Annotated in this window: 14 protein-coding genes; 5 read left to right on the forward strand and 9 right to left on the reverse strand. The window is 75.3% G+C overall.

Annotation, left to right across the window (positions count from 1 at the left end):
* Positions 1 to 10: 10 nt before the first annotated feature.
* The 5 genes from ACI789_RS07545 to ACI789_RS07565 form a co-directional block, all read right to left on the reverse strand.
* Entirely contained in the window at positions 11 to 607 is a 597-nt protein-coding gene (locus ACI789_RS07545; RefSeq protein WP_457007645.1) for a GNAT family N-acetyltransferase, read from the reverse strand.
* The gene (locus ACI789_RS07550) at positions 597 to 839 is read right to left on the reverse strand and encodes an acyl carrier protein (RefSeq protein WP_457007647.1); all 243 of its coding nucleotides are present in this window, start codon (positions 837 to 839) and stop codon (positions 597 to 599) included. Before ACI789_RS07550 ends, ACI789_RS07545 begins: the two co-directional genes overlap by 11 nt.
* Entirely contained in the window at positions 836 to 2545 is a 1710-nt protein-coding gene (locus ACI789_RS07555) for an HAD-IIIC family phosphatase (RefSeq protein WP_457007649.1), read from the reverse strand. The genes ACI789_RS07550 and ACI789_RS07555 overlap by 4 nt, the downstream gene beginning before the upstream one ends.
* Positions 2526 to 3245 (reverse strand): class I SAM-dependent methyltransferase, encoded by a 720-nt coding sequence (locus ACI789_RS07560; RefSeq protein WP_457007651.1) that lies wholly within the window; start codon positions 3243 to 3245, stop codon positions 2526 to 2528. The genes ACI789_RS07555 and ACI789_RS07560 overlap by 20 nt, the downstream gene beginning before the upstream one ends.
* 144 nt (positions 3246 to 3389) lie before the next feature.
* Positions 3390 to 4793, reverse strand: coding sequence for a class II fumarate hydratase (locus tag ACI789_RS07565; RefSeq protein WP_457007653.1), 1404 nt, complete (start codon positions 4791 to 4793; stop codon positions 3390 to 3392).
* A 201-nt stretch (positions 4794 to 4994) separates the two neighbouring features.
* Between ACI789_RS07565 and ACI789_RS07570 the strand changes: the two genes are divergently transcribed.
* Positions 4995 to 6287 (forward strand): hypothetical protein, encoded by a 1293-nt coding sequence (locus ACI789_RS07570; protein ID WP_457007655.1) that lies wholly within the window; start codon positions 4995 to 4997, stop codon positions 6285 to 6287.
* Between the two features lie 133 nt (positions 6288 to 6420).
* Positions 6421 to 7041, forward strand: a complete 621-nt coding sequence (locus tag ACI789_RS07575; protein WP_457007657.1) for a DUF1707 domain-containing protein — start codon at positions 6421 to 6423, stop codon at positions 7039 to 7041.
* A gap of 96 nt (positions 7042 to 7137) precedes the next feature.
* On the opposite strand, the gene glpX is transcribed toward ACI789_RS07575, so the two are convergent.
* Positions 7138 to 8193, reverse strand: coding sequence for a class II fructose-bisphosphatase (gene glpX / locus ACI789_RS07580; RefSeq protein WP_456918755.1), 1056 nt, complete (start codon positions 8191 to 8193; stop codon positions 7138 to 7140).
* Between the two features lie 119 nt (positions 8194 to 8312).
* Here glpX and ACI789_RS07585 point away from each other — a divergent pair, with 119 nt between their 5' ends.
* Together ACI789_RS07585 and ACI789_RS07590 are read left to right on the forward strand one after the other, a co-directional pair.
* Positions 8313 to 8918: a DUF4245 domain-containing protein gene (locus tag ACI789_RS07585; protein ID WP_457007659.1), complete on the forward strand. Its 606-nt coding sequence runs from the start codon at positions 8313 to 8315 to the stop codon at positions 8916 to 8918.
* A gap of 268 nt (positions 8919 to 9186) precedes the next feature.
* Positions 9187 to 9324: a hypothetical protein gene (locus tag ACI789_RS07590; RefSeq protein ID WP_457007661.1), complete on the forward strand. Its 138-nt coding sequence runs from the start codon at positions 9187 to 9189 to the stop codon at positions 9322 to 9324.
* A 47-nt stretch (positions 9325 to 9371) separates the two neighbouring features.
* Here ACI789_RS07590 and ACI789_RS07595 read toward each other — a convergent pair whose 3' ends face one another.
* The 3 genes from ACI789_RS07595 to ACI789_RS07605 all read right to left on the reverse strand — a co-directional run bounded on the left by ACI789_RS07595 (position 9372) and on the right by ACI789_RS07605 (position 12268).
* A complete protein-coding gene (locus ACI789_RS07595; RefSeq protein ID WP_457007663.1) occupies positions 9372 to 9593 on the reverse strand; it encodes an exodeoxyribonuclease VII small subunit in 222 nt (73 codons plus the stop codon).
* Between the two features lie 64 nt (positions 9594 to 9657).
* Positions 9658 to 10878: an exodeoxyribonuclease VII large subunit gene (gene xseA / locus ACI789_RS07600; protein WP_457007665.1), complete on the reverse strand. Its 1221-nt coding sequence runs from the start codon at positions 10876 to 10878 to the stop codon at positions 9658 to 9660.
* A 127-nt stretch (positions 10879 to 11005) separates the two neighbouring features.
* The gene (locus ACI789_RS07605; protein ID WP_457007667.1) at positions 11006 to 12268 is read right to left on the reverse strand and encodes a lipid droplet-associated protein; all 1263 of its coding nucleotides are present in this window, start codon (positions 12266 to 12268) and stop codon (positions 11006 to 11008) included.
* A 132-nt stretch (positions 12269 to 12400) separates the two neighbouring features.
* Here ACI789_RS07605 and ACI789_RS07610 point away from each other — a divergent pair, with 132 nt between their 5' ends.
* Complete coding sequence (locus ACI789_RS07610) at positions 12401 to 13360, forward strand: 4-hydroxy-3-methylbut-2-enyl diphosphate reductase (RefSeq protein WP_457007669.1); 960 nt, start codon at positions 12401 to 12403, stop codon at positions 13358 to 13360.
* Positions 13361 to 13385 lie beyond the last annotated feature (25 nt).

A 13385-nucleotide genomic window follows, 5' to 3' on the forward strand; every position in this document is an offset into this window, starting at 1 on the left:
GGGCGCACGGTCAGACCGCGTGCAGGCGGGGCGCCGTCCGGCGGAGCAGGCCGGCGGCCCGCTCGGCCATGGTCATCAGCCGGGGGCCGGCGGTCGCCCACCGCTGCGCGGTCATGCGGGCCTCGACCGCGTCGTGCACCTCGTCGGAGATCCGGGCGTAGCCGGGGATGGTGCGCACGACCTCGGCTCCGTAGCGGGCGTGGAAGGCGACGACCGGACGGTTCTCCACCAGCGTGCGGGTGACCAGGGAGTCCAGCGCCAGCAGCGTGAAGCCGGCCTCGTGGACCAGCCAGGCGCTCTCCGGCGCCGCCAGGGACCCGGTGCGCAGCACCCAGCGACCCCACTCGGCCGTCGGGCCGTCGATGTCGTAGATGCCGACGAAGCCCTCGACGTCGCCGTCGTGCCGCTCGACGGCCCAGTAGAGGTCGCCGTCGCGCGCGAAGTAGTCGGTCAGCCACCGCTCCTGCGCCTCGACCGAGGGCGCCGTGGTGTGGATGAAGCGGGACCGGCTCGGGTCGCTGCGCAGCCGCAGGATCTCGGCGGCGTCGGAGAGCTCGACCGGTCTCAGCCGGAACGCCGGCCCCTCCAGCCGGAGGTCATGCCGCAAGGTGCCGCTCCACCGCCGTCACGATCGCGGCCGAGCCGTCCAGCCCTGCCATCTCCTCCTCGGAGAAGGTGATCCCGAGGCTCTCCTCGACGGCGTAGATGATCTCGATGTGGCTCAGCGAGTCCCACTCCGGGACCTCGGTCCGCACGAGCGGCGCCTCGGGCGGGCTCGGCAGCTTCAGGACCAGCGAGAGCACGTGGTTGACGCGTGCCTCGACGTCGTGGTGGGTCATTCCTGTCCTTCCCAGGTCACAGCGACGGGGGAGCCGCTGACGAGAGCGCGGCACGCGGCCGGGTCCCACGGGAGGGAGACCTCGCCGGGCGCGTCCACGGGTGTGCTGCTGTGCTCCTCGAGCCAGCCGCGCGCGGGTTCGTTGCGGGGCCCGGGCGTGTAGACCACCGCCGCGGACCCGGTGCCGGTCACCTCCATCAGCCGGCCGAGGGCGGCGGCCAGCAGGACGTCCTCGACGTCCCGCCCGAGCGCCCGGCAGCTGATGCAGAGCTCCTCGACGAGGAGGCGGTCACCGGCGCCGCGGCGTCCGGCGACGACGGCGACGACGCCGCTGTCGGAGAGCCGGTCACCCAGCGCCGCCGTGACGACGTGGACGTCGCCGCCGGCCAGCCAGGAGCCGAACTCCGCGGGGGCCGTCCGGCGCAGCGCGGCGTTGAACTGGTTGGTCTTCGCCGCCAGCGCGGCCATCCGGGCGACCTGACCGGGGTCGTCCAGGGCGAGCCGGAGGCGCACCCGCAGGGACCGCAGGTAGGCGTCCCTGTCGCCACCGGACGGCCGCACGCGGTCGGTCGCGGCGGCCAGGTCGGCGGCCCGCAGCGCGTCCTCGTCGGTCCGGGGGTGGCCGTGCAGCCCGGGGAAGAGGGCCAGCGCCGTGGCCGTCGCCCCGGGGTCGGCGGCGTGCAGCAGACCGCCGACGGGCACGCCCGCGGCCACCTCGGCCAGCTCCCCGACGTTGTCGTCGACGAACACGACCGCCTCCGGGGAGATCCGCAGGGCGGCCGCCGCCGCGGCGACGCCGTCGCTCTTGGCGCCCCAGCCGATCGCCCGCGCGGAGAAGTCCTCGAACCGGAGCGGGAAGTCGGTGCGGGTGGCGAACAGGGCCTCGACGTCGGCCGGTTCGTTCCGCGAGACCAGCGTCAGCAGCACACCGTCGTCGGCGAGGTCGCGCAGCCGCTGCTGCAGGGCCCGGTGTCCGTCGGTGAGGACCACGCCGGCGGGTCCGTCCTCACCCAGCACGCCCTGGTACAGGGTCATGTCCAGGTCCACGGCCAGGGCCTTGAGGCGCGGCGCGACCAGCGCGGGCAGCCAGCGCAGGCCCATCCGCTGTGCGGCGAGGACGGCGGCGCCCGCGCTCATCCGGGTGCCGGCGACGTCCCTGCCCCGGAGGTCGACGAACCCCGGACCGACGCGCTCGGCGATCGCGGAGAGGTCGGCGACGGCCAGCCCCGGGACGTCCTGGCGCCACCACTCCAGCTGCCGGTTGAACGCCGCGGCGGCGGGGCTGGTCCCGGGCCAGTCCGCGACCAGCACCGGCGCGAGGGTCCGCGCCCGCAGGGCGGCCAGCCGCTCCCGCAGCCAGTCCGCGAGCGTGGCCGGATCGGTGCCCGCGTAGCGCTCGAAGTCGAGCCAGACCACCTCGACGTCCGCGCGCGCGTCCCCGGAGCCCACGGTGCTGAGCGAGTCGTCGTAGTCGCTGTACTCGACCGTGGCGGACAGGCCCGCGTAGGCCAGGAACGGCGGGAGCAGCGAGACGACGTACTCGACGGCGGTGTTCCGGTGCACCCGGACGCGCAGCTCGCGCGTCGGCCAGGAGGCGGCCAGCGACAGCAGGTCCAGCCGCCGCGGCGTCTCGCTGAGGACGGCCGGTTGCCACTCGACCCGGCGGAGCGAGTCCTCCAGGACGATCTCAGGGCTCGGCGACGACATAGATCTCCGCGGCGGACTCGGGGTAGCGCTCCCCGAGCTGCATGTAGGCGTCGAGCATCTCCTGGGTCCACTGCTCGGCGGTCTGCGCGTTGGACAGCGGCTTGAGCCAGTAACCCCCGGTCGCGGTGACGGTCCAGCCCGCGGCCGCGAAGTCGGTCTGCAGGCCGGGCAGGTCGTACACCCGACGGTGCCCGTGGTGCAGGTCGGTCTCGTTGAGCGCGTCCTCGGTGGGCAGCAGACCCATGAGGACCGCGGCCTGCCGGTGCAGGCTGTGCGAGTTCGGGACCGCGGCCAGCGCCACGCCACCCGGGGCGAGCCACTGCCGCACCCGCGCGAGCAGCCCGACCGGGTCGACGACGTGCTCGAGCACGTGGCCGAGGACGACGGTGTCGAACTGCTCCTCCGGGGCGTACTCCTCGAAGAGCGCGTGGACGACGGAGGCCGCGGGGAACCGGGCGGCGAGGTCGCGGCAGAAGGCGCTGGACCCGTCGACCAGGGTGAGGCGGGGGAAGGCCTCGGCGAGCTGTTCGGTCATCAGCCCCTCGGCCGGCCCGAGCTCCAGGCACCGCTCACCGCGCCAGTGCCGGCGGAACACGCCCGTGAGGTACCGCAGGCTGGTCGGCATCGGGCCGGCGGCGTACCAGCTGTCCTCGGCGATGGACTCCAGCCGCTCCAGCTCACTTCGGTCCGTGACTGTCACGTATCGGAGTGTGCCAACGCCGGCCGTCCCGCTCAGGGGGCCGGCGGCCGACGCGCGGGCAGCCCGCCACACCTGCCACGCGCGTCCCGGGACGTGCCCGGCCGGTGGGACGGGACCGTCCGGTCCCGTCCCACCGGCCCCCGGTCACGGGTGGGTCATCGAGAGGACGTCGAGGGCCTCGTCGAGCTGGGCCTCGGTGAGCTTGCCCTGCTCGACGTAGCCGCGCTCGACGACGACCTGGCGGATCGTCTTCTGCTCGGCCAGCGACTGCTTGGCGACCTTCGCCGCCTCCTCGTAGCCGATGTACTTGTTCAGCGGCGTGACGATCGAGGGGGAGGACTCGGCCAGCTCCCGGCAGCGGTCGACGTTGGCGGTGGTGCCGTCGACGCAGCGGTCGGCCAGCAGCCGGCTGACGTTGGCCAGCAGCCGGATGGACTCGAGCACGTTGCGGGCCATCAGCGGCAGGGTGACGTTGAGCTCGAAGTTGCCGGTGGAGCCGGCGAAGGTCACCGCGGCGTCGTTGCCGATGACCTGGGCGGCCACCTGGATCGTCGCCTCCGGGATCACCGGGTTGACCTTGCCCGGCATGATCGAGCTGCCCGGCTGGAGGTCGGGCAGGAAGATCTCGCCCAGGCCGGTGCGCGGCCCGGAGCCCATCCAGCGCAGGTCGTTGGCGATCTTCACCAGGCCGACCGCGATCGTCTTGAACTGGCCGGAGGCCTCCACCAGCGCGTCCCGGGAGCTCTGCGCCTCGAAGTGGTTGCGCGCCTCGGTCAGCGGCAGGTCCAGGTCGGCGGCGAGCCGCTCGATGATCGCGGCGGCGAACCCGGGCGGGGTGTTGATGCCGGTGCCGACGGCGGTGCCGCCCAGCGGCAGCTCGCCGATCCGCGGCAGGGAGGCCTCGAGCCGCTCGACGCCGTAGCGGACCGCTGCCGCGTAGCCGCCGAACTCCTGGCCGAGGGTGACGGGGGTGGCGTCCATCAGGTGGGTGCGGCCGCTCTTGACGACCTCGGCGAACTCCGCCTCCTTGCGAGCCAGGGAGGCCTCGAGGTGCCGCAGCGCGGGGATGAGGTCGCGGACGATCGCCTTGGTGGCGGCGACGTGGATCGCCGACGGGAAGACGTCGTTGGACGACTGCGAGGCGTTGACGTGGTCGTTCGGGTGCACCGCCGAGCCCAGGGACTCGGTGGCCAGCGAGGCGATGACCTCGTTGGTGTTCATGTTGCTCGACGTCCCGGACCCGGTCTGGAAGACGTCGATGGGGAAGTGCTCGTCCCACTCACCGCGGGCGACGGCGGCGGCGGCGGTGCCGATGGCCTCGGCGGTCTCCTTCGGCAGCACGCCGAGCGAGGCGTTGACCTCCGCGGCCGCGCCCTTGATGGCGGCCAGGGCGGCGATGAGCTCGCGCTCGATGGGCGTGCCGGAGATGGGGAAGTTCTCGACGGCGCGCTGGGTCTGCGCCCGCCACTTCGCCCACGCGGGGACCCGTACCTCGCCCATCGAGTCGTGCTCGACGCGGTAGTCCGTGCCGTCCTGCTGTGCGACCACGCTGCGCTCCCGGTGTGGTGTGTGGTGACCAGTGCTGCGCCGACCCTAGAAGGACCCCGTCCTCCTCACCGCTCGCAGGCTCGCGGCGAGCCTCTGGACGGGGCCGGCGGAAGGGTGCGGGAGGCCGACGGTCCTGGTCGTGGCAGTGGGGGACCCCTACCATGCCGACGTCCGGTACCCGGACCGAGGAGCCTCCCGAGCATGTCCCAGCCGCCGTACCCGCCGCAGGGCGCCCAGGGCCCGTCGGACGACCGGCCCGACGAGTCCACCCGGGAGATCGGTCCACGGGACCGGGGCCGGCCCGGCCGGCCGGACGACGCCGCACGGCAGGGTGCCCCCGGCGGGCCGGACGACACGACGCAGCAACTGGGCCCGCCGGCTGCTGGGCAGCGCCAGGACACCCGCCGGCTCGACCAGCCTGGGTTCGGCCAGCAGCCGCCCTACGGCCAGCAGCCCTCCTACGGTCAGTCGCAGCAGGGGCAGCCCCCGTACGGTGCCCCGCCGCCCGGGTTCGGCGTGCCGCCTCCGTACGGCCAGCCGCCGCCCCCGTACGGGCAGCCGCCCGGCTACGGCCAGCCGCCCGGCTACGGCCAACCCCCCTACGGCCAGCAACCGCCCTACGGCCCACCGTCCCCGTACGGCCAGCATCCCGGCTGGGGTCAGCCCCCGCCCTACGGTCAGCCCCCGCCCTACGGCCAGCCGCCGTACGGCCAGCCTCCCTACGGTCCACCGGGCCACGGCGGCCCGGGGAGCCCCGGCGGGCCGGGTTCCGGCCGCCGCCCTGGTGGCGCCGGCGGAGCCGGCAGGCGGACCAAGGTGGTCGCCCTGGTCGTCACCGGGGTGGTCGTGCTCGCCGCCGTCGCGGTCGGGCTGTTCTTCCTGCTCCGGGGCGACGACCCCGGCACGGCGCCGAGCGCCACCGACACCCCGGCGTCCCAGACCCCGCCGTCCACCACCGAGCCCTCCGAGGAGGCCCCGTCCACGTCGGAGGGGCCGTCCGCCCCGCAGCCCTCCTCCGGCGGGGCGCAGGAAGCGCCGCCGGGGCAGCCGCCGGGCACGCTCGGCGACGACCCGGTGCTCGACGGCCTGGCCGACGCCTGCTTCACCGGGGACTGGGCCGCCTGCGACACCCTGTACGCCGACAGCGAGGTCGGCAGCGAGTACGAGAGCTACGGCGACACGTGCGGCGGGCGCAACGAGCCGGTCTCCGGCGGCTGCCAGGACCGCTACGCCCCGGGCGGGGCCGGCGGTGTCCCGGGCGGCATCCCGGCCGACCTGCCGCCGGCCACCCCGGCGCCCACCGGGACGACGGACGAGGACGTCCAGGCCGTCGCGGACGGCTGCGAGCAGGGCATCGTGGCCTATTGCGACATCCTGCGGCTGGCCGCCCTCGGCGGGGACCCGTCGCTGCAGCCCTACGGCGAGTACGGCCTCACCTGCGGCGGCCGCAACGAGCCGACCGACACCTCCTGCGTCGAGCTCTACCCGACCTGACCCGCCCCGACGACGGCCGTGCCCCTCCCGGACGGAGGGCGAGGCAGGGCCGCCCTCGTCCTGGGGGCGCCCGCCGCTCGGCTAGGTTCGGGCCGTGATCCCGGACGCCGCCCCCGACCCAGGACAGCCCCCCGTGCGGGCCTCGGACACCGACCGCGAGGCCGTGGTCACCCGGCTGCAGAAGGCGCTCGGCGAGGGGCGGATCGACCTGCACGAGTTCGGGGATCGGGTGGAGGGCGCCTACGCCGCCGTCAGCACCGCCGACCTCGACCGGTTGGTGGCCGACCTGCCCGCCGACGCCCCGCCGCCGGTCGAGATCGTCGGCACCCGCGTGCCCGAGACGCTCACCTCGGTCTTCGGCGACGTCGAGGTCGAGGGCACCGCCGACGTCCCGCGGCAGGCCTCCACGGTGTTCGGTGACATCCGGCTGGACCTGCGCAACGTGCGCACCGACGCCGACCGGATCGACCTGGTCCTCGGCACGGTCTTCGGTGACGTCGACGTGATCGTCGCCGAGGGGGTGGACGCCGAGATCTCCGGCTGGACCGTCTTCGGCGACCGGAGGACGCAGCTGGCGCCGGTGCCGCGGGTGGCCGGGACGCCGCGGGTCGTCGTCCGCGCCCGGACGGTCTTCGGTGACCTGCGGCTGCGGAGCCTCGCCCCGGGGGAGTCGCCGAGCCGCTGGCGGGCGATCATGGACCGGCTCGCCCAGCGGCACCTCCCGCCCCCGCCGCCCGCACCGCCCCTGCCCTGACCCCGGCCGGGCCCGCGGTCCCGTCCCCGGCCCCGCGCGGCCCCGTCCGGAGGCTCGCCGCGAGCCTGCGAGCGGTGAGGAGGACGGGGTCCTCTTTCAGTCCTCGTGCGGGCCGCGGTCGAAGGGCACCGCGGAGTAGGCGCGCAGCTTCTGCAGCGAGTGCAGGCTCTCGATCGAGCGGATGGTGCCCGAGCGTGAGCGCATCACCAGCGACTGCGTGGTGCAGCCCCCGGCCCGGTACTGGACACCACGCAGCAGCTCGCCGTCGGTGATGCCGGTCGCGACGAAGAACACGTCGCCCCGGACGAGGTCGTCGATCTGCAGCACCCGGTCGAGGTCGTGGCCGGCGTCGATCGCCTTCTGCCGCTCGTCGTCGTCCTTGGGCCACAGCCGGCCCTGCAGCGCGCCGCCCATGCACTTGAGCGCGCAGGCCGCGATGATCCCCTCGGGCGTGCCGCCGATGCCCATGAGCAGGTCCACGCCGGTGCCCTCGCGGGCGGCGGCGATGGCCCCGGCGACGTCGCCGTCGGTGATGAACTTGATGCGGGCGCCGGCCTCCCGGACCTCGTGCACCAGCCGCTCGTGCCGCGGGCGGTCGAGGATGCACACGGTGACGTCCTCGACCGAGCAGTGCTTGGCCCGGGCCACCCGGCGGATGTTCTCCGCGACGGGGGCGGTGATGTCGACGGCGTCGGCCGCCGCCGGGCCGGTGGCGATCTTCTCCATGTAGAAGACGGCCGACGGGTCGTACATCGCCCCGCGGTCGGCCACCGCCATGACCGCGATCGCGTTGGGCATGCCCTTGGCCATCAGCGTCGTGCCGTCGATCGGGTCGACGGCGACGTCGCACTCCGGGCCGTTGCCGTCGCCGACCTGCTCGCCGTTGTAGAGCATCGGCGCCTGGTCCTTCTCTCCCTCGCCGATGACGACGACGCCCTTCATGCTCACCGTGCCGATGAGCGCGCGCATCGCGTCGACCGCGGCCCCGTCGCCGCCGTTCTTGTCACCGCGGCCCACCCAGCGGCCGGCGGCCATCGCCGCCGCCTCGGTGACCCGGACGAGCTCCAGGGCGAGGTTGCGGTCGGGCGCGGGACGGTCGGCGAGGAACGTGCTCCCGCTGCTGGTGGGGCCGTCGGGCAGGGGCAGGGACACGCATACCTCCAGGTGGACGGTCCCCCTCCTGGGTTCCCTCGCTGGCTCGGGGGCGCCCTGGAGGCGGCCACGGGCGCCGGGGCGGCGGGATGGGGGAGCAGTCCTGCCATCCTAGGGGGATGACCGGACCCCGCCCGACGACCGAGCGCCCCACGGAAGACCGACCCGCCCCGTCCTCCGCGATCGAGCGGGCCAACCGGATGAGTGCGGCGAACATGGTCCGGTCGCTGGCGCCACTGGTCGTGATCTGCCTGCTGATCGTCGGCTGGGTGACCTTCAAGCAGTCCGGGGAGGAGCGGGTCCTCGTCGTCGACCCCAGCACCAGCGTGCGGCTGGCCGCCGAGCGCGCCGACTACCCGCTGGTGGCCCCGACCGGGCTGCCCGACGGCTACCGCCCGACCAGCGCGCGCACCGACGCCGGCGGGGCCGCCGACGGTGACCCGGTCACCCTCGAGATCGGTTACCTGACGCCGGCGGAGGAGTACGCCGGTTTCGTCGTCAGCGACGACGCCCGGGCCGAGCCGGTCACCCGGGTGCTGGGCGGCGCCGAGGAGCAGGGGACGGTCGACGTCGCCGGGCAGTCGTGGACCCGCTCCACCACCGAGCGCGGGGAGACGGTGCTGTGGCGCGCGGACGGCGGGGTCACCGTCCTGGTCACCGGCTCGGCGGAGGACGACGAGCTGCAGGAGGTCGCTGCGGCGGTGCAGCCGGTCCCGGCCGGCTGAGCGCCCTTCGGACGTTGCGGTCCCGTGACGGGCATCACGACCTGGTGTCCGTCCCGTGTCGGCGTGGTGGCTCGGCGGGTGCGGGACGGCCGGTCGGTGCACGCTGACGCCCCGGTCGCCGCCCGAGCCGAGGCGACCCCGGCCTCGAGGAGCGACGAGCATGAGCGAGCGCGCGTGCACCGGCGGGAAGCACTGGCCCCCGGCGACAGGGGGGTCGTGTGACTGCGGCATGGTGACCCGGATCCCTGCCCGGCGGTCCGGGCAGGACGTGCCTCTGCGCGACCTGCTCGCCCGGAGCATGGACGGCTCGACCGACCCGGTGCAGGCCGCCAACCGTCTCCTCGCGGCCCTCGCCGCCGCCGGCCTCACGGTCGCCCCGAGCGGGGCGGCGTCCCGGTCGGCCTGATCAGCCGGCCGTGCCCGCGGCGCGCCGACCGGCGGGCCGGACCGGCGTCAGCCCCGGTCGGCGCCGTCGGCCGGGGCGGACGCGGACAGCCGCTCGCGGGCACGGTCGAGCCAGTGCTGGCACAGCTCGGCCAGCTGCTCCCCGCGCTCCCAGAGGGTCAGGGACTCCTCGAGCGTCAGGCCGCCGGCCTCCAACCGCCGCACCACGTCGGCGAGCTCCTCGCGGGCCTGCTCGTAGGTCGTCGTCGGCTGCTCGGTGGCCTCGCTCACGCTGTCCTCGGTCCCCTTCCGCGCCTCGCTCGTGCCGCGCTGCGGTGCACGCGCTCCTGTCCGCTCACGGTCGCCCATCCTCCCTGTCCACGCGCACCGGCAGCCGGCCACCCGCCACGCGCACGGACAGCCGCTCGTCGTCGGCCACCTCGGCGGGGTCGCGGACCAGTGAACCGTCGGCCCGCTGGACGACGGCGTAGCCCCGCTGCAGCGTCGCCGCCGGCGACAGCGCCGCCACCCGCGCGCGGGCGTGCTCGAGGTCGCGGTCGGCGGCCTCCAGCCGGTGGGTGAGCGTGCGCCGGGCCCGGCTGCGCAGCTGCGCGACGTCCTCCTCGCGGCCGTGCAGCAGCCGGTCGGGCGAGGCCAGCACCGGGCGGCTGCGGACGCTCTCCAGCCACCGCTCCTGCTGCTCGAGCCGGGTCGCCAGCAGGTGCCGGGACCGGGCGCGCAGCCCGTCGACCAGCCGCCGCTGCTCGCCGATCTCGGGGACCACCCGGTGCGCGGCGTCGGTGGGCGTCGCCGCCCGGACGTCGGCGGCGTGGTCGACCAGCGTCGTGTCGGTCTCGTGCCCGACCGCGGTCACCACCGGCGTGCGGCAGGCGGCGATCGCCCGCACGAGACCCTCGTCGGAGAAGGGCAGCAGGTCCTCCACCGAGCCCCCGCCGCGGGCGATGACGATGACCTCGACCGCGGGGTCGGCCTCCAGCCGGCGCAGCCCGTCGATGACCGAGGCGGCCGCGCTGGGCCCCTGCACCAGGCTGTGGTGGACGGCGAAGCGGACGGCCGGCCACCGGCGCCGCGCGGTGACCAGCACGTCCCGCTCGGCGGCGCTGTCCCGGCCGGTGACCACCCCGACGACGGCGGGGGCGAAGGGCAGCGGCTTCTTGCGGGCGGCGTCGAACAGGCCCTCGGCGGCGAGCAGCCGGCGGATCCGTTCGATGCGGGCCAGCAGCTCACCGAGGCCGACGGCGCGGATCTCCGTGGCGCGCAGGGAGAACGAGCCCCGGGCGATGTAGTAGTCCGGGCGGGCCCGCACGATGACCCGGGCGCCCTCGGTCAGCTCCAGCCCCGGCCGGTCGGCGACGTCGCGTGCGCAGGTGACCGGCACCGACAGGTCGGCGGCGGGGTCGCGCAGGGTGAGGAAGACCGTCGCCGCGCCGCGCCGGGACAGCTGGGCGATCTGCCCCTCGACCCACACCTCCCCGAGCCGGCCGATCCACTCGGCGACCTTGCGGGCCACCGTGCGGACCGGCCAGGGGGCTTCGGGGGACGACGGCGCGGTCATGCCCCCGAGGGTGCCAGGCAGGGACGACGACCCGTGTGGCCCCGTCCAGAGGCTCGCCGCACCCTGGGCCCCGGCCCCCTGCAGGGTCCCGCCGCGAGCTCGCGAGAGGGGGGCAGGGGGTCCTCGTTCACATGCCGCGCGGAGCCAGCGGGCTGGCCTCCACCGCCTGCCGCTCGAGCTTCTCCAGGCGGTTGCGCAGCATCCGCAGGTACGGCTCGCGGTTGCGGGTCGCCTCCTCGTAGGCCACCAGGTCCTGCACCGTGGCCAGCTGGTAGCCACGCAGCCGGCCGCGCAGCTGGGCGATCGTGAAGTTGTCGTAGCCCTCGACCGGCGCGGCCCCGGCCGCCGCGGCGCCGGCGGTGTCCGCGGCCTCGTCGGCCTCGGCGGGCGTGGTCTCCTCGACGTCGGTGCGGTGGCCGGTGGCCGCGGCGACCGTGGTGCCGCCCTCGTCGGTGGCGAGCACCTGCTCGGTGGCGTCCGCGGGGGTCTCCGGCTCCGCGGCGGGCGCCTCGGGCTCCGCGGCGGGCGCCTCCGCCGTCTCCGCCATCTCGGTCGTCCCTGCGGCGAGCGTCTCGGGGGTCCCGGTCGCCGTCGCGGTCGTCCCGGCAGGGGGCGCGGGTGGCTCCTCGGCGGTCTCCGGTGCGGCGACGCCCTCGTCGGTGACGGTCGCCTCGACCGTGGCGATCTCGCCGTCCGGGGTGATCACGTCGACGTCGGTCGCGACGTCGGCCGTCTCGACGGCGGGCGCGCCGTCGAGGTCGGCCATCGGCTCGGCCGGTGCGGACTCCGGGGCCTCCTCGCTGACCGGCGCGGGGCTCTCCGCGATGAGGTCGGTGTCGACCGACCCCTCGGTCGTGCCGCCGTCGACGAGGGCGCTGTCGGGGGCGCCGTCGGCCTCCAGCAGCGCCGTCTCGAGGGCGTCCTCGGGAGTCAGCCCGGGCTCGGCCAGGTCCAGCTGGGCGGCCGTGACCTCGTCGGTGATGTCCTGCAGCGCCTCGACCACTTCCTCGGGCGCCGGCTCCGGCGGCAGGCCGGAGACCTCGTCGTCGATGAGCTGGGCGACCTCCTCGGCGAGCTCCTCGTCGGGGACGCTCTCGGCCGCGCGGTCGAAGGCCGACGTCCGGACCCCGTTGCCCGAGGCGGCCGGGAGGTCCTCGTCGAAGGTGGCCAGACCCGGCTCGTCCTCGCCGCGCATCCCCGTGAAGACCTCGTCGCCGCGGGCCACCAGGCCGGCGTACTGCTGCTGGATCTTCATCGTGGCCTGCATGGCCAGGCCGATCACCCGGACCGGCAGGGCCGGCAGCGTCTGCGGCAGCCGGCGGGCCTCGTCGAGGACGGTGGCGGCCAGGCCGGCGACGGCTCGGATGGCCTGCGGGATCTCACGCGACATGCACCAAGCCTGCCCCAGCCGTGCGCGGATGGCAGCCTCACCTCGACCGACGCCACCCGGTCGGGCGCAGGAGGTGACGGGCGTCTCCTCGCGCCGCCGGGGCGGGACGGGTGGCCCACCTACCATGGGTCCATGGCTGATCAGCGCGGACGCGTCCTGCTGGCCGATCCCCGGGGCTACTGCGCCGGCGTGGACCGGGCGGTGGTCGCGGTCGAGCGGGCCCTGGAGATCCACGGGGCGCCGGTCTACGTCCGCAAGCAGATCGTCCACAACAAGCACGTGGTGGCCACCCTCGAGCGCCGGGGCGCGGTGTTCGTCGACGAGACCGACGAGGTGCCCGAGGGTGCGGTCGTCGTCTTCAGCGCCCACGGGGTCTCCCCGGCGGTGCACGCCGAGGCCGCCGCGCGGCAGCTGCGGACCATCGACGCGACGTGCCCGCTGGTGACCAAGGTGCACTCCGAGGCGAAGCGGTTCGCCAAGGACGACTACGACATCCTGCTGATCGGCCACCGCGGCCACGAGGAGGTCGAGGGCACCTCCGGTGAGGCGCCCGGGCACATCCAGCTGGTCGACGGCCCCGACGACGTCGCCGCCGTGCAGGTGCGCGACCCGGACAAGGTCGTGTGGCTGTCGCAGACCACCCTGTCGGTCGACGAGACGCTCAGCACCGTCGACCGGCTGCGGGAGCGGTTCCCGACGCTGCAGTCCCCGCCGAGCGACGACATCTGCTACGCCACCCAGAACCGGCAGCAGGCGGTCAAGCAGATGGCGCCCTCCTGTGACCTGGTGGTCGTCGTTGGCTCCACCAACTCCTCGAACTCGGTGCGGCTGGTGGAGGTCGCGCTCGAGGCCGGGGCCCGCGCGGCGCACCTGGTCGACTTCGCCTCCGAGATCGACCCCACCTGGCTGGACGGCGTCGCCACCGTGGGCGTCACCAGCGGCGCGTCGGTGCCCGAGGTGCTGGTCAGCGAGGTGCTCGACTGGCTCGCCGAGCGCGGCTACGCCGACGTCGAGACGGTCAAGGCCGCGGAGGAGCGACTGGTGTTCGCGCTGCCGCACGAGCTGCGCCCCGGCCGGGCCGAGCGGGCCTGACCAAGCGGGAGCGGGCCTGACCAGG

The organism is Geodermatophilus sp. SYSU D00965, assembly GCF_054050075.1.

Coding starts and splice junctions, on each gene's coding strand:
- ACI789_RS07550 (WP_457007647.1), bottom strand. CDS start 839: ATGACCCACCACGACGTCGAGGCACGCGTCAACCACGTGCTCTCGCTG.
- ACI789_RS07555 (WP_457007649.1), bottom strand. CDS start 2,545: ATGTCGTCGCCGAGCCCTGAGATCGTCCTGGAGGACTCGCTCCGCCGG.
- ACI789_RS07570 (WP_457007655.1), top strand. CDS start 4,995: ATGTCCCAGCCGCCGTACCCGCCGCAGGGCGCCCAGGGCCCGTCGGAC.
- ACI789_RS07585 (WP_457007659.1), top strand. CDS start 8,313: ATGACCGGACCCCGCCCGACGACCGAGCGCCCCACGGAAGACCGACCC.
- xseA (WP_457007665.1), bottom strand. CDS start 10,878: ATGACCGCGCCGTCGTCCCCCGAAGCCCCCTGGCCGGTCCGCACGGTG.
- ACI789_RS07605 (WP_457007667.1), bottom strand. CDS start 12,268: ATGTCGCGTGAGATCCCGCAGGCCATCCGAGCCGTCGCCGGCCTGGCC.
- ACI789_RS07610 (WP_457007669.1), top strand. CDS start 12,401: ATGGCTGATCAGCGCGGACGCGTCCTGCTGGCCGATCCCCGGGGCTAC.